The following is a 25227-nucleotide window of genomic DNA, read 5'->3' on the forward strand; positions in this document are numbered from 1 at the left end:
AATTAAGTTTTTTTGTTGACTAAGAATTGATAACAAACAAAATTTGCAGTAGCTAGAAAAAAGGAACCCCTTAAACCAGGAGTATCGTAATGCCCGTGAAGAAGAAGGCTACGAAAAAGAAAGCTACTAAGAAGAAAGTAGCGAAGAAGGCTACGAAGAAGAAAGTTGCGAAGAAGGCTACGAAGAAGAAAGCTACCAAGAAAAAAGCAACTAAGAAGAAAGCAACTAAGAAAAAAGCTACCAAGAAGAAAGCCACGAAGAAAAAAGCTACCAAGAAGAAATAACTTAGTTGCTATGTTCTGTCGCGGCTTTGCGACAACGACTGACGGGCGGCTCTGCCGCCCGTTTTTTGTTGCAGATTGAGCAATTCCTCAGTAAATTCAGCCAGGTCATTAGCTGATCCAAATCCATGATTAGGCCCAATCCAGGCCACGCCCAGATTCGCGCTTGGTTGCAAGAGATTCAGAAATGGCATACAATTCCGGACATAAGAGAGGGGATACGACAATGGCTAAGCTCTCCTGTTTGCTGCTGCTATTGCTGTTACTTGCCTCGGTCTCACTTGGGGGAGATAAGGATCAAGTGAACCTGAAGGATCCTGTGGGACTGTTTGTGGACGGCTCGGATGATACTGTCACGACTGCGGTCGCCAGTCTGGCGTGTCTCTATCTGAAAATGAAAGGATATGATCCCATAAATCTGAATGATGCGTGGGAAGAGGAAAGAAAGCTCCATGAGAAACGGGCAATTCGCAAACGTGCGTCCAAGTACGGCATCGAGTCACTCATATATTTGAATCTCAAACCTCCCGACAAGAGCGTTACCCACCACCTGTTCAAATGGCGATGGAGATCTACGGCAGCCCTCAAGCTGAAGGAGAAGTTGTTTCAGATGAATGTGGATGCGGACTTTCACCTGGACGCGAAGTCAAAACGACCCGATTACACCCGAGAGTTCAATCAGGCGGTACTACTCTCCACAGAGCTTGATTTCAAAGTAGGGGGTGACCTCTCTCTGCGCCAGTTTGAGCCGGCGATCAGACTGGTTGGCTTAGCCATCGATTCGATCCTCAGTTTCATTCCTGATCGTTCCGATTCCAGCGTTGCGCCTTTGAAATTCGTTCCCACGACTGCTGTCTGCGACCGGCAATTCAAGCAATTCTATGGCGAGGATTGGACCAGAGAGATGGCTAAGCAGATTTACATGGCAAATGTGGTGCTGATCGATAATCTCGGAGTGGCGTTGAATGTCCAGGCGAACATGCTGTACGACGTGCCGCGTGAAGTCGAATCGATAGGCGATCTTCTGAGCCACCTCCAAACCGCAAATCTGACGATCCCGGATGGCATCGTCATTTTCTTCACTGGCTATAATCTCGACATTGCTGGAAAAATGCTCTTCACACTGGATGCTCTCGGGATGGCGCCTCTGGTCGGAAAACGGACCGTGATCGCCAGCACACCGATGGAACTGGAGGATGCAAAGCCGTGGGATCACCTCTACGAGGGACTCACGGTTGCCCACGAAGTCGGGCATATGTTCGGGGCGGCACACACAGACGATCACAATTCGATCATGTACCCGATCGCGAACGTGATAGTGCCGGAATTTGACACGCTTAACAAGGCTCGTATAGACAAGTTTCTGCCGTTGATTATGGGACAGAGTTGTTTCATCGATTCGCTGACGTATGATCAGCTCATAGACTCACTCCTGGTAGCCTATCCTGATACATTCGATATGGTCAAGGTTCTGAATGGAGTGATGTACGATTTTGATCAGGGGAGAAAGCTCACGAAGAATACTCCCGATCTCGATAGTGACTATTTCTACACCATAGCATCCGGCATTCAGCTCTTCAAGTATGACATTAAGGGTGCCGCACGAGACAAGTTTGTCCGTGCACTCGACAATGGTCCCGGATTTTCGGATCTGTTCTATCTTACCGGCCTGCTCTATCTCGAGGCCGACAGCACGGAGACTGGCTGCACCTACCTCGATGAAGCTCGTGAAGCTGGCCGATATGTGCCATTGTTTAGCGAATGTATCGAAGCTGATGAGCCATCTGACAGCACATCCGAGGATGAGTCTGAGGTCGACTAACTTCACCTTGACAGACTCGTCGCCATACTGTAAAATACGCACTGACTGAGAGGCGGACTATGGCAGTATCGAGTGAAGAGATCAGACATATAGCTGAATTGGCAAAACTGAAATTGACTCCCGAAGAAATCGCGAGATTCCAGGTTGATCTGTCGGCAATTCTCGACTATGTGGATCAGTTGCGGCAGGTCGATACAACCGGAGTGACTGTGTCAGGAACATCAGCACAGATTGAGAATGTCTTTCGTGAAGATACAGTCGAGAACTCGTTGCCGATCGATAAGGCTCTTGAGAATGCTCCAGAAGTCAAGAACGGCATGTTTTCAGTCCCGAAAGTGATCGACAGTTGAAGATTGTCGGCGTCATCCCGGTCCGCTACGATTCACAACGGTTCCCCGGAAAAGCCCTCTTCAAGATCGCAGGTAGAACTGTCCTCGAACATGTCTACGAACGAGCCTGTCGATACAGTAACTTCGATCGACTGATAGTCGCGACTGACGACGCCAGAATTGAAGAATGCGCCCGTGATCTTGGCGCCGAGTGTTTCATCTCGAAGAAAAGCCATACATGCGGTTCGGAGCGAGCCGCCGAAGCAACCGCCCGTCTGAAGACAGACATAGTCGTGAACATTCAGGGTGACGAGGTCCTCCTCCGTCCAGAGATGATAACTGCAGCCGTTAGAGCAGTTCGATCCGATCCCAGCATTTCGTGCGGGACTATCTGCCACACGATAGAATCTGACGACGATTTCGCAAACGAGGATCTTGTGAAAGTCGTAATAGATAGGAAGAACTTTGCGATGTACTTCTCGCGATCTCCAATTCCGAACTCGGGCGACCGGCAAATCAGATTGGGGCATGTCGGAATATATGCGTTCAGGAAAGAGGCGCTTCAGAGGTTTGCTCGCATCAAGCCGACTCCGTACGAGAAAACGGAACGTCTTGAACAACTGAGACTTATAGAATCGGGCATGAAAATAAAAGTCAACTTGACAAAACTCAAAAACTTTAGCTTAAATAGAGAGCAAGATATTCCACACATAATGAAATTCCTTCAACAGGAAAGAAGGTGACAGTGCGGCAGCAGAGGACAAAGTATGTGTTCATTACCGGCGGCGTGGTGTCGTCGCTCGGAAAGGGCATCGCAGCATCATCACTCGGACTACTACTAAAGAAACGCGGCCTGACGGTCAGCATACTCAAACTCGATCCGTATCTGAATGTCGACCCCGGCACCATGAATCCATTCCAGCATGGTGAAGTCTTTGTCCTGGATGACGGTTCGGAGACAGATCTTGATCTGGGCCACTATGAACGGTTCATCAGCGACAACCTGACCGCCGCCAACAATGTTACTACCGGCGCGGTCTATCACACGATTATCACTCGTGAGCGGCATGGCGACTACCTTGGCGCGACGGTGCAGGTGATTCCTCACGTTACAAACGAGATCAAGGCGAGAATCCGACAGGTGGCGCAGGGTCCCAACCCCGCCGATGTGGTCATCTCGGAAATCGGAGGAACCGTCGGTGATATCGAGTCGCTGCCGTTTCTTGAAGCCATAAGGCAGCTCGGTCTGGAAGAGGGTCCGGAAAATGTTCTGTACATACACGTCACTCTTGTTCCTTATATAGAGTCAGCAGGCGAAGTAAAGACTAAGCCGACTCAACACTCTGTTAAGGCTCTCCGCGAGATCGGAATTCAGCCGAATATCCTTATCTGCCGATCTACGAAACCTATTAGAGCCGATATGCGCGAGAAAATCGGCCTTTTCTGCAATGTCTCGCCACTGGCGGTTGTGCCCGGAATCGATGCCGAGACTATATATGAAGTACCGATTCTGCTGCACGACGAGGGCTTCGATGATCTGGTTACACAGCACTTGAAGCTGTTCTGTGTACCGCCGGATCTTTCGGATTGGAAGAAGATCGTACAAAGGATCAAGCAGCCGAGTAAGCGAGTCAAGATCGGAATATGTGGCAAATACACCAAGCTCAAAGATGCGTATAAGTCGATTATCGAGGCATTCGTGCATGCCGGCGTCGAGAACGATACCGCAGTAGATATAGAATGGGTATCATCCGAGAAGATCATGCAGAATGGCGCGGAGATATATCTCAAGGGATTGGATGGGATGCTGGTCCCGGGTGGATTTGGCGATCGCGGAATCGAGGGCAAGATCGAGGCAATTCGATATGTTCGGGAAAACAACATACCATTTCTCGGAATTTGCCTTGGGATGCAGTGCGCGGTAATTGAGTTCGCAAGGACAGTGGCGGGCATCCAGAAGGCCCACAGCTACGAATTTTGCGAAGACACGGAGCATCCGGTAATACACCTGATGCCCGATCAGAAGGGTGTCACGGACATGGGTGCCACGATGCGCCTTGGACAGTACCCCTGCGTGATCAGTCCGGGCAGCAAATCGAACGCGGCCTACGGTAAGCTGGAGATCTCCGAGCGTCACCGTCACCGCTATGAATTCAACAACGCTTACCGCGAGAAGCTCACTGAATGCGGTCTCAGGATTGTCGGTGTTTCGCCGGACAAGCGGCTCGTCGAAATTGTAGAGCTATCCGATCATCCCTGGTTTGTAGGTGTTCAGTTCCATCCCGAGCTCAAGTCCCGGCCAATCGCCGCTCATCCGCTCTTCAGAGATTTTGTCGGTGCGGCAGTCAAATACCACGAATCAGCTCTGAGAACTCCATTGGAAGCTGAGTCGAAGGTCGAATCTGAGAAGTGATACAGGTCGGTGAGATAACAGTTGGGGGCGATCGTCCAGTGATCATAGCTGGACCGTGCGCAGTCGAGTCTCGCGAAGTTGCCTTCGAAACCGCAGAGAAGGCGAAACAGCTAACCGCCAAATATAACTTTCCGTTCATCTTCAAGTCTTCATACAAAAAAGCAAATCGGCTGTCGGGAGATTCGTTTGCCACTATCGGCGATCGCGAGGCTCTGCGAATCCTTGCTGAGGTCAGGGAAGTCTACGTAGTTCCTGTGATCACGGATGTGCATTCTGTTGATGAAGTTGTCACGGCTGCTGAAGTTGCTGACATTCTCCAGATTCCCGCCTTCCTATGCAGGCAGACCGATCTTGTGATCGCCGCAGCAAGGACCGGCAAACCTGTGAATATCAAGAAGGGGCAGTTCATGGCGCCTGAAGATATGGGGGAGATAGCAAAGAAAGCCACTGCGACTGGCAACAACAAGGTAATGCTGACCGAGCGCGGGACATTTTTCGGATACCACAATCTTGTTGTCGATTTCAGATCGCTTATAATAATGAAAGAGCTTGGATACCCGGTGATTTTCGATTCGACGCATTCACTTCAGTTGCCGAGTGGTTCGGGAATCCAATCTGGCGGCCAGCCGCAGTTTGTTATTCCATTCGCCAAAGCCGCAGCCGCAATCGGGATTGACGGTCTCTTTCTCGAAATCCACCCCGATCCGTCGAGCGCGCTTTGCGATGCTGCATCGATGCTGCATCTCGACCATTTCGAATCATATCTGCAGGCTGTTGATCAGATAATTTCCCGAAGGGATGCCAATGCCTCTTCTGACTCGTGAGAAGCTGCTGAAGAAGCTCAAACCGGTCAAGCTGATTCTCCTCGATGTGGACGGCGTGTTGACTGATGACGCTATTTATGTCGGTCCAGACGGATTCGAGCTCAAGAGATTCTTTGTCTCTGACGGGCTCGCTATCAGACTGGTGACCAGACTCGGCATTGAGACCGGCGTGATATCAGCTCGCCACTCCGCCGCGACAGTCGCAAGAATGACAGAGTTGAAAGTCCCATACATCTATCAGGAACTGAACAAGATCGGATGTTTCGAGGATATCCTCAAGCGTTCCGGGCTTAAGCCGGGTCAGACCGCATTCATGGGGAATGACATACTCGATATTAAGGTGATGCAAATGGCCGGTGTCGCCGCATGCCCCGCGGATGCCGTGAAAGAGGTCATTCGCGCTTCTGATTTCAAAGCCAAGCGCAACGGCGGATATGGTGCTGTGCGCGATTTTTATGAGATGGCGGCTTTGTCTCATGGCAAGAGACTGGTGGATCTGATATGAGCCGGAAGAAACGCGCTGCAGAGGTCATTCGAAGTCAGGCGGAGCAGGTCGCCAGACTTGCCGCGAGGCTCGATGACAGCTTCGATCGGGCGCTGGACACTCTTTTCGAATGCAAGGGGCGCGTGATTGTTACCGGAATGGGTAAATCGGGTATCATTGCGCGGAAGATCACCGGCACATTCAACTCGACCGGCACGCCGTCGCTTTATTTGCATCCATCCGAGGGGATGCATGGCGATCTCGGCATCGTGACTCCGGATGATGTCGTGCTGGTGCTTTCGAAGTCGGGCGACACCGATGAGCTGTCGCTGTTGATTCCGCCCTTCAAGCGGCTCGGCGTTCCTGTGATCGCGATTGTAGGCGACATGAAATCGCCGCTTGCCGAGAAGGCCGATATCGTCCTCGACGCAAGCGTTGAATCTGAGGCGGACGAGTTCAATCTTGTGCCGACTACTTCGTCCACGGCCGCACTTGTTCTCGGCGATGCACTCGCGGTCGTGCTGCTCGAAATGCGCGGATTTTCGCCGGAGGATTTTGCGCTGCGCCATCCGGGAGGTGCACTCGGACGTCGATTGTTGCTGAGAGTCTCTGATCTGATGCATACCGGCGATGATATGCCGGTCGTCAAGGGATCGACGATGATTCGAGAAGCCATCATCGAGATCACGAGCAAGCGGCTCGGTCTGGCGCTGGTTGTCGATGACAGCGGCAAATTTGCGGGAATCTACACCGACGGTGACTTGCGTCGCACTGTCGAGAAGGGCAACGACTTTCTAACCAAGCCTATTTCGAAATATATGTCACGGAATCCTAAGACAATCTCCGCCGACGCACTCGTCGAGCAGGCGTTGTCGATCATGGAGAAACACAGCATCACATCGCTTGCAGTCCTCGACGCTGACAGACATCCGATCGGCGTCATCCACTTGCACGACATCCTCCGCCGCAAAGTCGTATAGTCACCGATATCCTGAATAGTCGTACGATGTCATCCCGTTGAAGGGACATGTTGAAAAAGTCCAGGTACGCCCATCGTCGTCATATCGAGGAGCGGAGCGACGTGGCGATCTCTCTGTCAACCAAGGCTATTGTGAAATGCGGAGATTGCCGCGCTTCGCTCGCAATAACGCGGTATAGGGTTTTTCAACAAGCCCGAATGCCGGATCCATTGCATGCAATACAGTTACACCGATTGTAGACTGGAGACGATGAACCCACCCAAGGGCGGGCTATCCGACGTTAATGGGTAGGGGCGGGACATTTCTATTCGCAGTTGTGACCTATTCTGTGATGTGAGCAGAAGCCGAAGATATCGTCCTGAGTGGCTGATGATGGTTTCGTGGGCGAATGAATGATGACTATAGACAAGGCGGTGGAACGCGTTCCACCCTACTCGGCTATGTCGATACGCCTTCGGAGCTTCGCGAAGTTATCAGAGAATACGACGAAGGCGACGAGGTCAAGATTGAAGTGTTGCGTAAGGGAAACACGGAGATGCTTACCGCCGAACTGGATGAGACTTCAGATTCTCAGACCTGGGGCGGTGTCGATCCGCTGATTCTCAATATTCCGAATATCCCGAGTATCCCCGGAATTCATCACTTTGATATTGACAGCGACAGTTGGAATGAAGACATGGAGGAGCTTCGTGAGGAGTTGCAAGAGCTTAAGGAAGAACTCAGCATTTTGAAAGAGAAGTTGAAATAGACTATCTCCTCCTTTGATCATATAGATGAAACCTCCCGGATTGTCCGGGAGGTTTTGTTTTTGGTGGAAGGTAAAACCCACCTGAAAGGCGGGCCACCCGACGGTTTTGACAGGTATCTAGCCGAGCAGGGTGGAACGTGTTCCACCGATTCTTATGATCTGTGCGCAGCAGATGTCTACATCTGCCGGTCTTGTAGGGCAGTGATCCGAAGTCACGCCAGGTGTGACGGAGCGATCCTGCCTACTTCTTTGGCGCTCAGAGCGAGAGAATAGTCAGGATCACCCTTCGAAAACTCAGGACAGGCAGGGATCCTGACCAAGTGGACTTGCAGTGAGTTCGAGTATGGTGGACGCGTTGCACCCTATTCGACTCAGTTATTTAATTTTCCAAATGGACCTAAAAGCACGCTTCGCCATATGGTCAGTTCGTTCCCTTATTGCCTCTGCGCTCCATTCATCGTACTCGCTCATTGTCTTATCTACCATTCCTTGTCGCTCTAAGAGCTTCATTTTTGCAGCAAACGACTTCGAACCGAGTTTGGTATTGAGTTCCTCGCTGACGAGAAGGAGATTACCAATCTCGGCAGCCTCCGCATCGCTAAGTCCTGAGCCCAGTGTTTGACCCTGGTTAGCGATGTGTTCGATGGTCATACCCTCCCAGTTAGGAGAGACGCTGATGTGATCGACTTTGAGAAATCTACTCAATATATACCTCACCAGTTCTTTTCGCTTAGTGAATTTCTCGGAGCATTGAAGAAGTCGAAAATTAGCCTGGAATTCCTCATAAGGTGGTAGCTTCTCCCGCAGCTTCGTGACTAGGCCCTGAATAGCAGCTTTCCGCGACTCGGCAGTTTTAGCCCTTTGTAATTCGCGAGCATGATATGCATACATAAATGAAATGCCACCGGATGATCGCTGTGAAGTAATGGCTGTAAAGATGAAGTGGAAGCTCTCCACGGCCCGCAAGGCTCTCTTTGCGAGGGGTACAGCGATCTCGCTTCCCTCATAAGCTCGCATAACGGCCAACACGAATGGCACTTGTTGCTTAACTTGAAATAGATTTAGCGCTCGCAATGAATCCCTGATATCATTCTCCTCAATGAGCCACTTATCTCGAAATGACGGCTCATGGATTATGCGGTAACACTTTGCGTCCCCCTCCAACGAGCTTAAGAATTCCTTAGCATCGTCCCTTTTCTTTACTTCCTTCTTGATAGACTTGTAGAGTTTCTTCTCAGTAGTGTATTCATGCCTCGACAGCCAATAATGGTGAAGAAAGCTCCTGGTGCTGATGTTTGCTGCTGACGTTTCAAATAGCTGAACTATATCGTGGAATCGATCCTTGGCTCGATCCACTCCTTCGTTCGTGGTGGGCAGCAGACGAGTGAGGAGAGTTCTAACAAGGTCTGTGATCGTTAGATCCATCCCCCTCGCGTTGAGTGTCTCAAATATCGTGTAAGCATCGTCCTGGGTTTCGAGGGTAGTAACGATTATTTTCAGTGATAGTATTCTATCTCGGATCTTCACAAGTTCAGACTTTATGGCTGATTTCTTCTTTTGGGCTGAAAGCGTAGTGTTTGCATCAATTGACTTTACAGTTTCGTTTATCTTCTTGCTCAAATACGCGAAGCCTTGGGCAAGTCTTCTTTCTTCGGTGCGATCTGCGGCCATTATCTCGTCCGAGCTCTCCCGGTTTAGTATTTGCTCCTGTAAGAAAGGGTAGGATGACTCGGTTTGAAGAACATATTGAAGTTGGTTGTCAATATCTCTTCGCTCAATTAAGTTGTGAACTCCATCTGCAAGATCCATGAAACCTGCGAGACTCAGAGCATTGCGGAGGGCGCAGAGCGTCATGGCGATCGTTGTCAGACGCTGCTGTCCATCAACGATTCCGTACATCCCCTTGGTCCACGTGTACAAAACAATCGCTCCAATGAAATAGTCGCTATCTGACTCGACTATTGTGTCACTCCAAAAGTCTTCAAGGTGACTAATTTCCCACGAATACGGTCTTTGAAACCGTGGGATTCGCAAGAAGCACGAGCGTAGTTGCTCGCTTATATCCTTATCTAATGTTTGGATCTTCATTTTTCTACCCGTTCTTCAGTAATAGTCGTTTTGCTCGTTCAGTCATTATCATACGAACGCGCTGCGATATAGCATACCTCATTTGACAATTGTCATGTTAGTATAACATACTTCTACGTGTTTGGTAAGGAGTTTTTCCAATGAATCCAGTGTGACAACCGCCCCCCTCAAACCGCTTGACAAGAAAATAGCCAGGATCGCAGTGATTCTAACCTGGTGGACTGCGCTCCTACTCGGACACAGAATCAATCAGCAGTGAACACAGGAGGAGCAAGGAGAATAATGAGCAAATTAACGATTCCCAGGATTATGATCCCAAAGTGAAGAGCGTGCCACAGCTTGTGGAGTCTCAATCTCACTAACCGCGGATAACGCGCCTGATGCTTCTTGTCTGCCACGGCTTCAAGCTCTTCCAGATTTGCCAGGGGCTCTAGCTCTTTCAAACGCTCCATGATCCGTCCCACCCTGCAAGTAGAAAGTCGAAATCTCTCATAGTACTTGAAGGACGCAAGAACGCCAAATATACCGAGCAGAATCATAACACATGCCAGAATTATCGTTGGCTCGTCGAATTTACGCTGAACGATGAACCCCTGGAGCACTCCGTAGATTACAATAAGGAAATTCGTCATCTGAGCACGTTGGTTTTCAGACTGTCGTGCCCGAGCCCACTGTTTATCGAGCTGATCTAGGAGGATGTCCTTTACATCTGCCATGCTTTAACCTCGTCAAATAGTTCTTTTAAATATACGTAATAATTCGAATGGTTGCAACTTTTCATACTTGGTGTACATGTCACCAAGTTCATGACATTGGGTGATCTTCCCTCTTTATGATTCTACATTTGATGGATACACCTTCTGGCCTCTTGCACACCATTGAAGTCACCGTCCCCCCTCAAACCGCTTGACAAATCGGACTTTAAGTGTATTATAGACACCTGTATTTGTGATGATAAAACTTGTAGCTGGACTAGGTAACCCGGGTCGCAAATACAGCAGAACCCGGCACAACCTCGGCTTTATGGTCGCCGACCTCTTAGCCGAGAAATACTCGTCTGGTTTCAAGTCTGCGAAGGGAGATTACAGGCAGAGCACGGTTTCGCTTTCGGGACGTAACATAATCGTGATAAAACCGACCACCTACATGAATCTCTCCGGTGACGCGGTGAGGGTGGCGGCGGATTATCATGGTATCGACCCGAACGAGATTTTGGTGATAACTGATGATATCAATCTGCCGCTTGGAAAGATACGAATTCGCCTGCGAGGCGCGGATGGCGGCCACAGAGGCCTGAGATCGGTAGTCGATGAGTTGCAGACCGATTGCTTCTCGCGACTAAGGCTCGGAGTCGGACTGCCGGATTGCCCGGAGATAGCCTCCGAGGTGTTCGTGCTCGAAAACTTTCGCAAGGAAGAAGAAAAGAGTGTTAAGGAAATGATAGAAAACGCGGTTTCCGCTGTCGAATTGATCGTATCCGACGGCGTCCAGACCGCACAGCAAACATATAATTGACCGCCCTGCTTTCTCTCAATGGAGAAGGCCGGTAGTCCGAAGGGAGGTTTTCGTGAAGCTTTACGAAACCGGTATTATTCTCGACCCGCAGCTCGAAGAGAGCCAGTTCGACAAAGAAATCGAACAATTTGAATCACTGATCACAACCAACGGTGGCAAGATTGTCGATGTCAACCGCTGGGGCATACGCCGCCTTGCGTATGAGATCAACAAGAAGCAGCAGGGATTCTATGTGTTCATCCAGTTCGAAGGGGATGGCACTATTCCCAGCAAGCTGGAGAAAGCATTCCTGTTGAACGAGAACGTGGTTCGATTTATGACAGTTGTCCCCGACTGGCTCGGAGAAGATCAGGAAGAGACCAGAACACCCGAGGATCATCGCTCCTCCAGGTACTGATCGCATGTGGCTATGCCGCTACGTGCTGCAGATGTTCACAGGAGCACAGCTCCTGTGTGCACAAGACAAGTGAGCTGAGATTGAAAAACAGTAATCCATTGTTGGATTTATGTGAAAGAAGGTAAATGATGCCAATGGAATTTGATGTTAGGAAGAAGCGGAAAGGCCGCTTTGCAGATATCAAGATCGGTAAAGTCGATTATAAGGATGACAGGCTTCTGAGGAAGTTCATGTCGGAAAACGGCAAGATCATCCCTCGCAGAATTACGGGAGTATCTGCGAAGGCACAGCGCAAGCTGACACGCGCGATCAAGCGCGCCAGAATAATGGCCCTCCTGCCGTTTGTGGAGGAAGCTAACAAGTAGGGAACGCAATGACTTCGGCGCAGATCAGGCTGAGCTGGACTGCAGTCGGCATGGTGGTTTCCTATAACCTCTTCTGCTGGCTGCCGGCCAGTATCTGGGCCTTCACTATAATCGCGTCAACCGCTCTGGTTTTCCTGTTTGCGGTTCGCCCGTATTGGATCGGTTCAGTGGTCGCTGTCGGATGCTTGGCCGCAGGTATACTCACAGCGCGATTTATGCTGGACGGTTACCTGTACTACTTCATAGGATTCGCATCGATTCTTGTGATCCTTCCGGCCTTGCTGATGGCAATTGGAAATCGCCGAGGGTTGTCGGCCTACAAGACACAGCTGATAGCCATAGTTCCCGTGTCGATTGTTATGGTGCTGTATCTTGGAAATATCTGGAATGCAGCGAGTTCATGGAAGGAAATTCTCGGAGTGATGAGCAACATGGCAACTGAGTGGAACAGTCAGGCATTCGCCATTCTCCCATCATCTCTTTCACCTGAGGAGATGATGCACCTGAAGGAATCGGTCAAATCATTCTTCGATCTATTCTATCGGTTCTCTCCGGGACTTGTGATCTGTTGGGCGGCCGCCATGAACATAGCAGCCTATTTCTTTGCCGGAAAGATGATCCGAAAGGATGGCGGATTTCACCGCGAATTTCGGGGATTCATATTCTGGAAAATCGACATGATAAATATGGTTTTACTCGGTGCAGGAATTTTGATCTGGCTGATCGAGCTGAAGAGTCTGATGCCTTTTGCCGAAAACCTGCTCTTCATTTTGGCCGTATCATATATGGTGGCGGGACTTGCATTGATCGAATTCTACATGAAAAGGCTCAGAATTCACACGGGTTTGAGAATAGCCATCTATCTTGTCCTGTTCGTATCGGGATGGATCGGCGGCCTGATCGCCGTCGCAATCGGACTCGTGGATTCTCAGTTCGATTTCAGGCGTGTGCGAGCACAGCAGATTGGGTGAGATTTCTCTTTGTATTGGAAAGAAAGCAGCGTACAATAAGAAAGGTGAGATTGTTATGAAAGTTATCTTGAGAGAAGATCTTGATAATGTCGGCAAGTGCGGTGACATTGTCGATGTGAAGGCCGGTTACGGAAGGAACTACCTGCTTCCGCGTAATTTGGCGATTCCCGCCTCGAAAGGGAATCTTAAGGCTATTAACGAAGTAACAACGCAGAAGACACTCCGTGACAAGAAGCTTCGCAGAGAGGCCGAGAGGATCAAAGATCACATCGAGAAGATGTCCTGTACGGCTGAAGTGAATGTTGGTGAAGAAGACAAGATGTTCGGTTCGATCACTTCTTCTATTATTGCCGATCTGCTCAAGGCTGAAGGTGTATCAGTCGATCGCAGAAAGATCCTCCTTGAGGAACCGATTAAGAACCTTGGCGTTTACTCCGTTCCCGTCAAAGTTACAACGGATGTGATCGCAAACTTGAAACTGTGGGTGGTGAAGAAGAGTTGACTGACGATCGGGAACAGGAAGATGAGATGATAGAGGTGAGCGTAAAGGGTTTGGCGCGCGATGTCACGACCGAGTCACCCGTTGTGATTCTCGGGCGTCCCGATTCCGATAAAATACTTCCAATATGGATCGGTCCATACGAAGCGTGGGCGATCGCGATGGAGATGTCGGGAATTCCATCGAAGAGACCGCTGACTCACGACCTGATGAAAGTGATCGTCGAGCGGCTCAATGCCAAAGTGCTTAAGATCGAAATATTTGACCTTCGGGAGCAAACATTCTTTGCCAGAATCCTCATGAGTCAAGATTCTGAGACAATCGAAATTGACGCTCGCCCTTCTGATGCTATAGCGCTGGCACTGAGGACGAATTCACCAATATTTGCCAACAGCAAGCTCTTCCACCTCAGGCCGACGGACGGTCCGGAGCCGAAGAGATACGACCCTCAAGAACTCAAGGATCGTCTCAAGAAGATCAACCCGGAAGACTTTGGGAAGTATTCGCTGTAACTGGGTTTGCAGGCAGGATGATCAAGCGATCGATACTGTTAATAGGTCTGGCATTTGTCTGTTGCCTCACGACCGAGTCAGGCGCACAAACAATCGGCGTCGATTCAATTCGGACAGCCATCGAGCAGGCTGAATCGCTGTACGTCGGTGGGTCTTTTGCCGAAGCCGCCAGTTTGTTTTCCAATCTCACAGATCTCAACCCATCTTATGAAGGAGCAGATCGCTTCCGATTCATGGAAGCCAAGTCGCTGTACTATGCGGGCGAACCAGATCAGGCTTCTGATCTTCTGATTTCAGTGCTAGCCACTGAGCCACCACCATTTCTGCAGTCGGCCTGTCATTATTTCCTCGGTAGGATAGCATTTGATCGGGTTGACTACCTGGCTGCTGCAGAAGAACTGATACGCGCTTTCCATCTCTCGGACAATCAGGAGCTAAGGGAACTGCTGTATCAAAACTGCCTGAACATCTGCTCGGGATACCTGTCATTCTCGGAGCAACAGCAGGTTCTTACGACGACTCACCGCATTGATCCTGCGCTCTTCAGTGACATGGTCTACAGGATCGCGAGCAACTACTATGACCTTGGTCTCATGAGACGAGCGGACAGGGTGATCAAGCTGCATGCCGAAATCTCTCCCCGCGATGGGGATACACAGATAAAGAGGCTACAGACAAATATAGAGAGCGAGCTCTCTCGATCTCTCGACATAGCCCTCCTCGTGCCGCTCACCGGCGATCTCGCTCCATACGGACGGCAGATGGACGCCGCTGCGAGGCTTGCAGTCGAGACTTTCGGCACCGAGACGGTCAATATCAGCCTGAAATCGTATGACACATTCGGCAACTCGATCGTGGCAGCTCAGCTTGCGCGTGATGTCACTTCCTCCGGAGTGTCGGTAGTAGTCGGCCCGCTGACATCCCAGGAGGCCGTTGGCGCGGCGGCATATTCCGACTTCTGGTCTGTGCCGATGATACTCCCGTCAGCATCCGAAAAAGGACTGACCTCCATATCCAGAAGAATCTTCCAATTGACTCCGACACCGGAGACTATGGGACGGAGAATGGCCGAGGCCGCAATGGAAGAGCTGGGACTCGACTCGGTCGCGATACTCTCGCCAAATGATAATTATGGCAGGCAGATCACCGAAGGATTCAAGCAGGTGCTCATTGCAAACGGAGTCGTTGTTTTTGACGAAGTCTATTACGCGCGCGGTAGCAGCGACTTCCGGAGATTCATGCTCAACATGAAGGAGAAGGTACTGCCCGATACGTTCGATACCAGGATATATCTTGATAACAGAGGGGACACTCTTGAAGTGGAGGAGATTGCTGTTGATATACCGGCAGTCTTCATCCCGGCGTATGCGGAAGAGCTCAAGCTTATCATACCTCAGCTCAGGTTTTACAGGATCAGGACAATCATATTGGGCAGCGAGGATCTCGGAGATCCCGATGTTGCATCTCTCGCGGCAACGAAGCAGTATCCCGCAATGTTCGTGTCTCACGCAACATTGACAGATGCGGACACGAGTTGGCAGCGCTTCAGCTATCTATTTTCTCAAAGCAATGAAACCGAACCGACATCTGTCGCAGGAATGACTTTCGACGCAGTCCGAATCGCTCTCCGCGCCGCGGAGATCGGGGGATATTCGGCAGACGGCATTGCGCTCGGTCTGGAGACTCTGGGATACTTCGATGGCGTCGCAGGGCCGCTCGAATTCAACGAACTCAATGAAAATGCTCAGGCACCGATTTATATACTCCTCAACGGACTGATCGAGAAATGGCGCCGCTGAATTCCGAACTGAAGAACAAGTATGACAGGCTTCTCGAAACGATATCTGGCTACGGGAAGGCTGTCGTCGCGTTTTCGGGGGGGCTCGATTCGGGATTCGTGGTCTATGCCGCTGTCAAGGCGCTCGGCCGTGAGAATGTCCTTGCCGTGACGGCAGATTCTGAAAGCCTGGCGAGAGATGACAAGGATTACGCTGCGAACTTCGTGAAAACCATCGGAATCCCCGATAGACACAGGGCTATCCGCACCAATGAGCTGGCCGATGAAAACTACGCGTCGAATAAATCTGACCGTTGCTTTTTCTGCAAACATGAGCTTTTCAGCAAGCTTGAGAAGTTCGCTTTGGAGAACGATTATGATTGCGTGCTCGATGGTGCAAATGCCTCCGACATCGGCGATCACAGACCGGGCCAGCGAGCCGCCAGGAATCATGCAGTCAAGAGCCCCCTTCTCGATGTAGGCTTGAGCAAAGACGAAATTCGGGAGATAGCAAGGAGCGAGGGGCTCGAGATTTGGGACAAGCCTCAAGCAGCGTGTTTGGCTTCGAGGATTCCATACGGCGACAGAGTCACTCCGGAGAAGCTTGCGATGGTCGAAAAGGCCGAGAGAGTGCTCCGCGAGTGCGGGTTTCGTCAAATGCGGGTTCGCCATCACGGCAAGATTGCACGAATCGAAATCGAAGAGAAAGACATCGAACGGTTCGTCGAACCACAACTGCGGCAACGAATCAGCGAAGAGTTCAGAGGAATTGGTTTCCTCTGGGTCACGCTTGACTTGAAAGCGTTCAAAACCGGAAGCATGAACATTATGATAGAGGATGGTAAGCGTGAGTGATGGAAATCCCGATAAGAGGATTGCGATCAAGATAGTTGTCGACGGCAAAGTGCGAGATGTGAGCTTCGAAGAACTGACGCTCTCTAACAACCTTGCACAGGAAGCGCTCGTGAGACTGCTGATAAGCAAGAAGATTATCGATCCAAAAGATCTGATGGAGGCAATGCAGACTGTGCAGCAGGAGCGCTATAAGTCCGGAGACCCGGGCGAATAGACTCCGTCAGACAGGATTCATAGACACAGTACCGTTATCCTAATCGTGCACAGATAAGGCCTGAAGACGATGACGCCGTTCATGAAGTCGTCCAATGATGGATCGGGAGAGAAAGGGGCTGAGTTACTGGCAGTGCAGGAAAAATTCAACGACTTCCTCGCACTTCTTGAAGCCAACAACAAAGTCCTCAAAGTCATCGCCGACATGGAGCAGAAATCGCAGGGGAAACATCTCTTCGATGTCGGCTATATTCGCGACAATCTCGAGGTCGTCCGTGTAGGGGTTCGGCAGATTGTCGCCAAGCTGATTGCGATGGGTGGCGAGAAGTATCGCATCCTTGAGAGCAAGTATGTCGAGATAGATAGCGGAATTCAGAGATACCTGCCGGGCGCATCTGACATTGAGCGAGATGCCTTTACGGTTGATTTCGATGACTTGACGCGAGACAGGGCGCTAAGCGTCGGGAGCAAAAACGCGCAACTTGGAGAGATGAAGAACAGGCTCGGCTTACCGGTTCCCGACGGCTTCGCTATAAGTGCCTGGGCATACAAGCACTTTGTCGACTCCAACAACCTTCAATCGAGAATCGATGAACTTATCGGAAGTCTGGACATCGACTCTCATGAAGACTTGATCAGAGTTAGTGATGGAATACGAAGTCTTGTGTCATCGAGTCCCGTGCCGCCAGATCTGGTTGCAGCTATCAAAGAGAGCTGTGCGGAACTGAAATCGAGATCGTCAATTGGACGGTTCTCAATGCGGTCGAGTGCAATCGGCGAAGATACTCTCTTCAGTTTTGCGGGACAGTATCGGAGCTTTCTCAACGTTCGAGCTCGGGAGCTTGTCCGCCGATATGTTGACGTACTCGCAGGTAAATTTACTCCCAAGGCTATCTACTATCTGCTAAGTCATTCACTAGCCGAGACTGACCTGGCCATGAGTGTAGGATGCGTGACGATGGTCGATGCTGCGGCAAGCGGCGTAGCGTATACATGTGATCCCATCCGTCCCGATGGCGACTGCATTCTCGTGAACTCCATATACGGACTCGGAAGCCACCTGGTAGATGGAACGCTCACACCGGACGTGTTCTGTGTTTCGCGAAAATCCGGCCTGGTCGAATCGATGGAGATTGCGAGCAAACCGATCCGGCTTGTCCTGCGCGATGAAGGCGGCACAGTCAATGAACCGGTACCGGCTGATGAGCAGATGCGGCCGTCTATTGATGAGGAGAATCTGAGACTGCTGTCCGAGATCGCAATCACATTGGAGAAGCACTATGGGTCGCCTCAGGATATCGAATGGGCGCTGGATCGGAATGGAAAGCTACTGATACTCCAGACTCGCCCACTTCAAGTGCTGAAGCTTAGAGATACAAAGGTAGGATTGGACCCGTCCATACTCAAGGTATTCGTCTGCGGAGGCACAACTGTTTGCCCCGGTGCAGGAGCCGGGCCGGTCTTTAAGATCTCCTCCCCACAGGAGATTCCCTCCGTCCCCAAAGGAGCGGTACTCGTCGCCCGGCACCCGTTCCCCGGTCTCGTGACGGTGATGGAGAAAATCAGTGCTCTCGTGACAGAAGTCGGCGGTGTCGTCAGCCACATGGCAACGCTCGCAAGAGAGTATCGCATTCCGACCGTCGTCGGCATATCCTGCATGGACGAGCTGAAGGCGGGAGATGAAGTCACAGTAGACGCTACCGGAGGTGCGATTTACAGGGGAGTGCACAGCGATCTTATCGAATCTCGCAGCCATGAATTTGAAAAGCTGGAAGATCTCGGGATCATCAGCTTGCTGGAGGACATCCTCGAGAGAATCTCGCCCCTCAATCTTGTCAACCCCACCGGGAGCAAATTCCTGGCGCAAAACTGCACGACCTTCCACGACATCACACGTTTCGCTCACCAGAGGTCTATCGAAGAGATGTTTGCTGCTGCCGGGAATCTCGGCGGCAAGGACAAGCTCGGATTCAAGCTTGACAGTGATGTGCCGCTCGATATGAGCATCATTTTCATCGATGAATCTGCCGAGCAGTTCAAGGGGAAGAAATCAATCCCTGAAAACGATATCACGTCCGAGCCGATGCGCGCTTTCTGGAACGGGATTCTCAAGGAGGGATGGCCGTCGATCGGTCCGTTGAAAGGGCGCGGGAGACTCAGTAGCCTGGTCACTACAAGAAAGACTCGCAGGAAGGACGTTCAGTTCTCGGAGAGCAGTTTTGCGATCCTGAGCAAAGAGTACATGATCGCAGGACTGCATATGGGATATCATATCACCACCATTGAAGCGATTTGCACGACTGACATTTCCAAGAATTTCATACGGATGCAATACAAAGAAGGGGGTGCCGCTCTCGATCGACGTATCCGCAGGGTCAAGTTGATATCGGATATCCTTACAGCCGTGGGGTTCGAGTCGGGCAGGAAAGGTGACTTCTTTCATTCCTCGATATCATATCTCGGCAGGCATGAAATCCTCGACAGGCTGTATCTCCTCGGACGGCTCAGCATACTCACCAAGCAACTCGACATGGCGCTCCACAATGACGATATCGCCGAATGGTACAAGAAAGACATCATGAAACGGCTCGGGATCATCCCCCCGGAAGGCTAGCAGCAGGTTCCCGTTCGCTCGGCGGTATCTCACGCAATCATGCCAAGACGCTCATCAAAGCGGTGCGGCTGACACTAATCCGCGTATGTACGTAGAGACAATATATGTCGCACTTGACCCAGCAGCGCAAAGAAGGAGATTGCGTTAGACACCAAGATCAGTGGTGAAAATGGCAATCTCTACTACATCTTGAAAGCAATCCGAGACTACTCTAAGCATCGGAGATGTGTCGAATCATGATCGGGGTTGACCGCTGACTGGGCGCCTCATCAGTCTCTCGTACAGCTCCCTTCTGCCCGAAGTAGTCGCAGTCGGACCAAATCACGACCATGCGGCTAATTCAAAGATACTTGTTCTCACAGCTGCTGGTTTGCAGAAGATTTAATCCGTTCCGGCAATCTCAACCCAAACTGAATACTGGAAAATTCTTAGATACACTCCAAGCTGTCACACCGAAAGCAAAGATCGGGATCTACCTTTCGCGAAAGACATTGCGACCAGCTGGTCCCGGAGTGATCTCCCCTCTTGCCTCTGACTATTCGGTTGCTCAATCTGATGCTGTATATTAGCTTTGATCTTGCGATCTCAAATTGACTGATACTCTCATCAGGGTTTGATAATGGATACTCATGATATCAGGTTCGAGCCGATAACTCGGCACAACTGGGAAGATGTTCTGCGGCTCGAAGTGCTACCCGAACAGCGCCACTTCGTACCCTCGCCGACGGAGTCTCTCGCTGCTGCCTATGTCAAACCATGGGATGAGGCTCTCGATCCGTACGCTATCTACAAAGATCAGCAATTGATTGGATGCTTCTACATCTCTTATACGCCGGAAAGCAGTGACAACTACTGGATAGGGGGACTGCTTATCGACCACAAGTTCCAGGGTAGAGGACATGGCAGAACTGTTCTGCGCGAAATCCTGCAGTTCGTTCCTACTCTCCATCCGAATTGCGAGAAGATAAACCTAACAGTAGAAAAAGACAATCTCGTAGCGCAGCGGTTGTACGGCAGTCTCGGCTTCGGGGACACAGGCAAGGTCAACAAGTACGGAGAGACTATTCTTGCTATCCCCCTGAGACGCTGCCGATGAGCAGGGCGACGTATACCGTTCGGTCGCGATCTGTGATCGCGGCCAAACCCCAGTAACAGAAAAGGAGACTGGTATAACCAGTCTCCTTTGCATATCAGACTTTCCAATGATTTTCGAAAGTGATTTGCCTCCTACCAGGAACGGCCTCCACGTGAGCCGCCACCACCACGGGATCCGCCACCACGAGGACCACCGCGGCCGCCGCCGTCGTCCTTGCGAGCCCTAGCTTCGTTGACCGTTAGTTCGCGGTCGCGCAGCTGGGTGCCGTTAAGACCGGCTATCAAAGCCTGTCCGGCTTCCTTGCTAGCCATTTCCACGAACGCAAACCCTCTGGATTCGCCGCTGAACTTGTCTTTGATAACGTTCACGCTGAGAATTTCGCCATAGCTTTCAACTGCTTGGCGGAGATCATCTTCTGTCGTGTCAAACGACAAGTTACCGATGTAGATATTCATTCTACACTCCATTTTTGTCTATCCTAACAGGAATCTTCTCCCAGCGTCAAGATAGACACGTCAAAGCGCACAATTGCGCGTCAGTTCCCATATTCTGCTTTTTCGGAGATTTGTCTGGTATTGCAAAGCTACTGTAAAAGCGGTCTCGGAAACTTGATATCACATAGCATATATATCGGTTTTCCGGCAAATGTCAACAGTTATTTTGACTATTTATTTGACTCGGTCAGGGATGTTCCCCCTTCTGGATGAGATAGACCATGTCAAACAATCCCACAAAAAGGGACGCATTAGACTAATAGATAAGGCTTTGCGTGGCCTCGATCTCTGATCGCGGCCACCCGATTGCACTAGAACTGCCCGGATGGTATAGACATCATCCGGTGTCAGGTTGTGTGGAGAGTCGTGATACTTGCGATTATTGAGATAGGATTGGTGTACGTCCTCGTTCATGGACAGCACCTTCGGCAGGAAGGCTCGATCTTAGCGGCCTCTCCGTGCCAGATATGCGAAATGATCGAAGTATTTCCACCACAGAACTGTCTGAGGCCAGTTTTCTCCCACACCAGGCTATTCAGCGGACGGTCTTCACCGCATAGACTATATCACACCGACTCTGTTGTCAGAGAAGTACGATCTGCCTATCCCGAAGTGTCGTGCGTACTTCATCTGGCCAGATGCCAACCTGGATTTCCCCGATATGGGCTTTTCTCAACAGCATCATACAGAGTCGGGATTGACCGATCCCACCACCAATGGTGAGGGGCAGATCCCCAGCCAAGAGCCGCCGGTGATAGTACAGTTTCTCTCGATCCGTAGTCCCAGTCATTTGCAATTGGACCTTTAGAGAATCTGGGGTAACACGGATGCCCATCGAAGAAAGTTCAAATGCCACATTCAAGATCGGGTACCATATGATAATATCCCCATTGAGCCCGCACCCCCTGCCATTCGGAGTAATCCAATCGTCGTAGTCTGGGGCTCGCCCATCGTGCGGTTTGCCATCACGCAACGGTGCGCCAATCCCGATGATAAAAACGGCGCCATGTTCCCGGGCGATTTGGCATTCTCTTTCGCCAGGGGAAAGTTCGGGGAAATGATCTTCCAATTCATTGGCGTGTACAAACACTATGTCATTGGGGAGCATTCTCTCAAGGGCTGGAAATCTTCGACAGATGTGGGACTCAGTGCGACGGATCACGCTATAGATTTGCTGCACCGTTTGTTTCAACTCGTCCAGGTTTCGCTGCTGCGGTGTGATCACCCGCTCCCAATCCCACTGGTCCACGTAAATGGAATGAAGGTTGTCCAACTCCTCATCCGGTCGGATGGCATTCATGTCCGTATAGATTCCTTCACCTGCTGGTACACGCAATTCTGCTAGTGTCAGCCGCTTCCATTTGGCCAGCGACTGAACCACCTCCACCTTCCGGTGCCCCAAGTCCCTCACGGTGAAGGAAACCGGGCGATCCACTCCGTTGAGATCGTCGTTAATGCCTGTTCCCGCCTCAACGAACAGCGGTGCTGTTACCCTATTCAGGTTCAGTTCAGCTGCTAAATCGTCCTGAAAAAAATCTTTGATTTCTTTGATTGCTGTCTCAGTTTCACAAACGCTTAGCGCTGATGTGTACTCTTCTGGAATACGAAAAGAAGTTTTCATCACAAATTTCTCCATATTAGGCTTCTGCTGCCTGAGTAGTTGCCAGGGCAAATACAGTTGCACCGGGCTTTCCGCTGAATCTGACGCCTGCGCTGTGGCTCGACAGCAGGAATCACTCTAGGATATTTATGTCTTGGAAAAGTGTTATTTTGCCTGATAGCGGCAATTATTATTGAGGTAATTATTGTTGTGAAGATGAAAGAGTATAGCTCTACGCGAAGGGGATTCCTGATGTACTTGAGGCCGCCCCCCGACGAAATGTCCTAGGTCTCGTTTTCGACCTAAACAGGACGGAACAAACAACTGACCCATGGCTTCCTCCGTAGTTTAGACGTTACCTTCACAAAGTTACTTGCTAAAGCCAACGGCTTCCATCTTAATTATGCGCACTGACCCAGTATTGTCAACAGCAAACTAAGAAAAAAACCTTACAGCAGTTCTGCCAATTTTAGTCATTTGAGCCTAACAAAAGCTCCGGTGACAGGACTTGAACCTGTGACCCGCTGATTAACAGTCAGCTGCTCTACCAACTGAGCTACACCGGAGTGATTTCGCTATTGTGACAATATCGTCACAAGACGAGCCATATTATATGCCAATTCACGTTTTTGTCAAGGAGTTTTGATCGGATGCGGCGCATTTAGGATCCCGATTCGAGAGAGCCCGAATCTGTATATCAGGATAGTGATCCCAGCGCAGATTGAGCCTACAATCGCGCCTGCCACGATGTCCAACGGATAGTGCACCCCGACGAACACTCTCGAAATAGCTATCAACGAAGCCAGCGGATATGCGAAATACCCTAGTTTCGGATAACGAGATGACCAGAGCACCGCCTGTGCGAATGAGTTGACCGCGTGCGACGACGGAAACGACTTCCCCGACGAGCAGTTCACCAGGACATTGACCCATTCGAGCTCATGGCACGGGCGGAGCCGCCCAACCCACGGTTTGATCATCTGCGATGACATCTGATCGGAGAGGAGCACCGTCAGGATCGCCAGCAGCCCCGTGATAAGTCCATACTTGCCCCCCTTCCACACCATCACGACAACTGCGCCCCCAAGCACCGAGCGCACGAAGTATTCCGATGTTACAATCGGCATGACCACATCAAACAACCGATTCGCAAGTGACACATTTATGAAATGCATCAGTTGTTCATCTATGCCGACAAGTGTTTCAATCATGAATCGTTCCTGACTGCCACCTTTTCTTTCAAACGCTTCTCTGCTGTCCTGCGAATTTCCTTCAGATCAGACAGCTTGCCTTTCAAGCGCTCGCGAACATCATCTGACAGAGTCAATCTACTAACCATATCACATTCATCGATGCATTTCTGATAGTTTTCGGTGTCGAAATGGATTTCTGCAAGTTGAAATCGACACTCCACAACATTGAAATCATTGTTGGCGGAATCGCTCTCGATCCTGCCGATTAGTTCGGCAAAAACCGCTTCGGCTCCGATATAATTCCCCAGCTTTGACCGCGCCATAGCCATCCCCCACAAGAATTTCCGGCCTTCAGGGTACTTCCGCTGCATCTGGACAGCAAGCGACTCAGCCTCTGCGTACTCCTCTCTGTCTATAAGTATCCACATCAGCGCATTCCGCGCGAAGTCAGCGGAGAAGAGACTCTTGTTGATAGCGAGATTCAACTCCCGTAGCCCCTCTTCACGATCATCCTGAACAAACGGCAGCCAGTTGACCGCTCGTGTTTTGACTGTCCGCCAATAATGATACGATCCGAGTCCGACATAGGCGTCGTAGAATGTCGAATCGCTTTTTGTGCATTCCGTGAATGCCCGTTTAGCCTTGATTCCTCTTCTCGTAGCCGACCACCATGAGCCCTTCCGAGCATCATATACAGCGCGCGAGCCGAGCGCCAACCCGAGACAATACCACGCCCAGGCGTCATGAGGGACAGAATCGATAATCGCCTCGCTCTTCTCTTCGGAAAACTGCAGCAGCTTGTAGAACTCATCCTCGAAATCGAAATGCTCCATGTCGAGCATTTCAGATTGCTTCATAGCAGCCTGCATCACGAATCCTATCGGATGATCCGGATAGATGGACTTCAGACCATCAGCAATCGAATCAGCCTGGGCATAATCATCTCTGAAACCGGCCTCAACGATCTGCCGGATCTGCGCAATATCTACTGCCCGGGGGAATGTCGCTGCCCACCCCTGATTGGAAACGGTTAAGACTGAGATCAGTACTGTCAGGATCAAGAGGGCATTGGATTGCAATACGCCCGGCAGAAGCCGGCTGACTGTACGGCGCGAATTTCTGGTCTGCTTTCGATTATTCATAATCGGGCATTATTT

At 50.6% G+C, this 25227-nt stretch carries 26 protein-coding genes and 1 tRNA gene; 20 read left to right on the forward strand and 7 right to left on the reverse strand.

Annotated elements, in window-relative coordinates; genetic code table 11:
- The first annotated feature begins 89 nt into the window (after nt 1-89).
- The 9 genes from KKH67_13455 (at nt 90) to KKH67_13495 (ending at nt 7881) form a co-directional block, all read left to right on the forward strand.
- Nucleotides 90-284 carry a hypothetical protein gene (locus KKH67_13455; GenBank protein ID MBU1320187.1) on the forward strand — a complete coding sequence of 65 codons (195 nt, stop codon included), beginning with the start codon at nt 90-92 and terminating at the stop codon, nt 282-284.
- Nucleotides 285-468: 184 nt separating this feature from the next.
- Entirely contained in the window at nt 469-2103 is a 1635-nt protein-coding gene (locus tag KKH67_13460) for a zinc-dependent metalloprotease (GenBank protein ID MBU1320188.1), read from the forward strand.
- Nucleotides 2104-2162: 59 nt separating this feature from the next.
- Nucleotides 2163-2453: an Asp-tRNA(Asn)/Glu-tRNA(Gln) amidotransferase subunit GatC gene (gene gatC, locus KKH67_13465; GenBank protein ID MBU1320189.1), complete on the forward strand. Its 291-nt coding sequence runs from the start codon at nt 2163-2165 to the stop codon at nt 2451-2453.
- On the forward strand, nt 2450-3175 hold the full coding sequence (gene kdsB, locus KKH67_13470) for a 3-deoxy-manno-octulosonate cytidylyltransferase (GenBank protein ID MBU1320190.1): 726 nt from the start codon (nt 2450-2452) through the stop codon (nt 3173-3175). Before gatC ends, kdsB begins: the two co-directional genes overlap by 4 nt.
- Nucleotides 3176-3177: 2 nt before the next feature.
- Nucleotides 3178-4845 (forward strand): CTP synthase, encoded by a 1668-nt coding sequence (locus KKH67_13475; GenBank protein MBU1320191.1) that lies wholly within the window; start codon nt 3178-3180, stop codon nt 4843-4845.
- The gene (gene kdsA, locus KKH67_13480) at nt 4842-5669 is read left to right on the forward strand and encodes a 3-deoxy-8-phosphooctulonate synthase (GenBank protein ID MBU1320192.1); all 828 of its coding nucleotides are present in this window, start codon (nt 4842-4844) and stop codon (nt 5667-5669) included. The genes KKH67_13475 and kdsA overlap by 4 nt, the downstream gene beginning before the upstream one ends.
- Nucleotides 5650-6174 (forward strand): phenylphosphate carboxylase subunit delta, encoded by a 525-nt coding sequence (locus KKH67_13485; GenBank protein ID MBU1320193.1) that lies wholly within the window; start codon nt 5650-5652, stop codon nt 6172-6174. Before kdsA ends, KKH67_13485 begins: the two co-directional genes overlap by 20 nt.
- Nucleotides 6171-7133, forward strand: a complete 963-nt coding sequence (locus tag KKH67_13490; protein ID MBU1320194.1) for a KpsF/GutQ family sugar-phosphate isomerase — start codon at nt 6171-6173, stop codon at nt 7131-7133. The genes KKH67_13485 and KKH67_13490 overlap by 4 nt, the downstream gene beginning before the upstream one ends.
- A gap of 388 nt (nt 7134-7521) precedes the next feature.
- Complete coding sequence (locus KKH67_13495) at nt 7522-7881, forward strand: hypothetical protein (protein ID MBU1320195.1); 360 nt, start codon at nt 7522-7524, stop codon at nt 7879-7881.
- 375 nt (nt 7882-8256) lie between these two features.
- Here KKH67_13495 and KKH67_13500 read toward each other — a convergent pair whose 3' ends face one another.
- A complete protein-coding gene (locus KKH67_13500) occupies nt 8257-9969 on the reverse strand; it encodes a DUF262 domain-containing HNH endonuclease family protein (protein ID MBU1320196.1) in 1713 nt (570 codons plus the stop codon).
- Nucleotides 9970-10214: 245 nt separating this feature from the next.
- Complete coding sequence (locus KKH67_13505; protein ID MBU1320197.1) at nt 10215-10685, reverse strand: hypothetical protein; 471 nt, start codon at nt 10683-10685, stop codon at nt 10215-10217.
- 235 nt (nt 10686-10920) lie between these two features.
- On the opposite strand from KKH67_13505, the gene pth reads away from it, so the two are divergent.
- The 11 genes from pth (at nt 10921) to KKH67_13560 (ending at nt 20783) form a co-directional block, all read left to right on the forward strand.
- On the forward strand, nt 10921-11484 hold the full coding sequence (pth, locus tag KKH67_13510) for an aminoacyl-tRNA hydrolase (GenBank protein MBU1320198.1): 564 nt from the start codon (nt 10921-10923) through the stop codon (nt 11482-11484).
- A gap of 52 nt (nt 11485-11536) precedes the next feature.
- A complete protein-coding gene (gene rpsF, locus KKH67_13515) occupies nt 11537-11881 on the forward strand; it encodes a 30S ribosomal protein S6 (protein ID MBU1320199.1) in 345 nt (114 codons plus the stop codon).
- Between the two features lie 125 nt (nt 11882-12006).
- A complete protein-coding gene (rpsR, locus tag KKH67_13520) occupies nt 12007-12246 on the forward strand; it encodes a 30S ribosomal protein S18 (protein ID MBU1320200.1) in 240 nt (79 codons plus the stop codon).
- 8 nt (nt 12247-12254) lie between these two features.
- Nucleotides 12255-13217 (forward strand): YybS family protein, encoded by a 963-nt coding sequence (locus tag KKH67_13525; GenBank protein MBU1320201.1) that lies wholly within the window; start codon nt 12255-12257, stop codon nt 13215-13217.
- A 55-nt stretch (nt 13218-13272) separates the two neighbouring features.
- Complete coding sequence (gene rplI, locus KKH67_13530; GenBank protein ID MBU1320202.1) at nt 13273-13719, forward strand: 50S ribosomal protein L9; 447 nt, start codon at nt 13273-13275, stop codon at nt 13717-13719.
- A 26-nt stretch (nt 13720-13745) separates the two neighbouring features.
- Nucleotides 13746-14228, forward strand: coding sequence for a bifunctional nuclease family protein (locus KKH67_13535; protein MBU1320203.1), 483 nt, complete (start codon nt 13746-13748; stop codon nt 14226-14228).
- Between the two features lie 17 nt (nt 14229-14245).
- Nucleotides 14246-16027, forward strand: coding sequence for a penicillin-binding protein activator (locus KKH67_13540; protein MBU1320204.1), 1782 nt, complete (start codon nt 14246-14248; stop codon nt 16025-16027).
- A complete protein-coding gene (larE, locus tag KKH67_13545; protein ID MBU1320205.1) occupies nt 16015-16860 on the forward strand; it encodes an ATP-dependent sacrificial sulfur transferase LarE in 846 nt (281 codons plus the stop codon). The genes KKH67_13540 and larE overlap by 13 nt, the downstream gene beginning before the upstream one ends.
- Nucleotides 16853-17074: a hypothetical protein gene (locus tag KKH67_13550; GenBank protein MBU1320206.1), complete on the forward strand. Its 222-nt coding sequence runs from the start codon at nt 16853-16855 to the stop codon at nt 17072-17074. The genes larE and KKH67_13550 overlap by 8 nt, the downstream gene beginning before the upstream one ends.
- Nucleotides 17075-17155: 81 nt before the next feature.
- Nucleotides 17156-19687: a hypothetical protein gene (locus KKH67_13555; protein ID MBU1320207.1), complete on the forward strand. Its 2532-nt coding sequence runs from the start codon at nt 17156-17158 to the stop codon at nt 19685-19687.
- A gap of 619 nt (nt 19688-20306) precedes the next feature.
- Nucleotides 20307-20783, forward strand: coding sequence for a GNAT family N-acetyltransferase (locus tag KKH67_13560; protein MBU1320208.1), 477 nt, complete (start codon nt 20307-20309; stop codon nt 20781-20783).
- A 131-nt stretch (nt 20784-20914) separates the two neighbouring features.
- Here KKH67_13560 and KKH67_13565 read toward each other — a convergent pair whose 3' ends face one another.
- From KKH67_13565 to KKH67_13585, 5 genes are all read right to left on the reverse strand, one after another.
- Nucleotides 20915-21238, reverse strand: a complete 324-nt coding sequence (locus KKH67_13565) for an RNA-binding protein (protein ID MBU1320209.1) — start codon at nt 21236-21238, stop codon at nt 20915-20917.
- Nucleotides 21239-21860: 622 nt separating this feature from the next.
- Complete coding sequence (asnA, locus tag KKH67_13570) at nt 21861-22898, reverse strand: aspartate--ammonia ligase (GenBank protein ID MBU1320210.1); 1038 nt, start codon at nt 22896-22898, stop codon at nt 21861-21863.
- A gap of 472 nt (nt 22899-23370) precedes the next feature.
- Nucleotides 23371-23443: transfer RNA gene (locus KKH67_13575), tRNA-Asn, on the reverse strand.
- Nucleotides 23444-23509: 66 nt separating this feature from the next.
- Nucleotides 23510-24088 (reverse strand): phosphatase PAP2 family protein, encoded by a 579-nt coding sequence (locus KKH67_13580; GenBank protein ID MBU1320211.1) that lies wholly within the window; start codon nt 24086-24088, stop codon nt 23510-23512.
- Nucleotides 24085-25212 (reverse strand): hypothetical protein, encoded by a 1128-nt coding sequence (locus tag KKH67_13585; GenBank protein MBU1320212.1) that lies wholly within the window; start codon nt 25210-25212, stop codon nt 24085-24087. Before KKH67_13585 ends, KKH67_13580 begins: the two co-directional genes overlap by 4 nt.
- Between the last annotated feature and the right edge of the window lie 15 nt (nt 25213-25227).

This window comes from Candidatus Zixiibacteriota bacterium (assembly GCA_018820315.1).
Lineage (GTDB): Bacteria > Zixibacteria > MSB-5A5 > JAABVY01 > JAHJOQ01 > JAHJOQ01.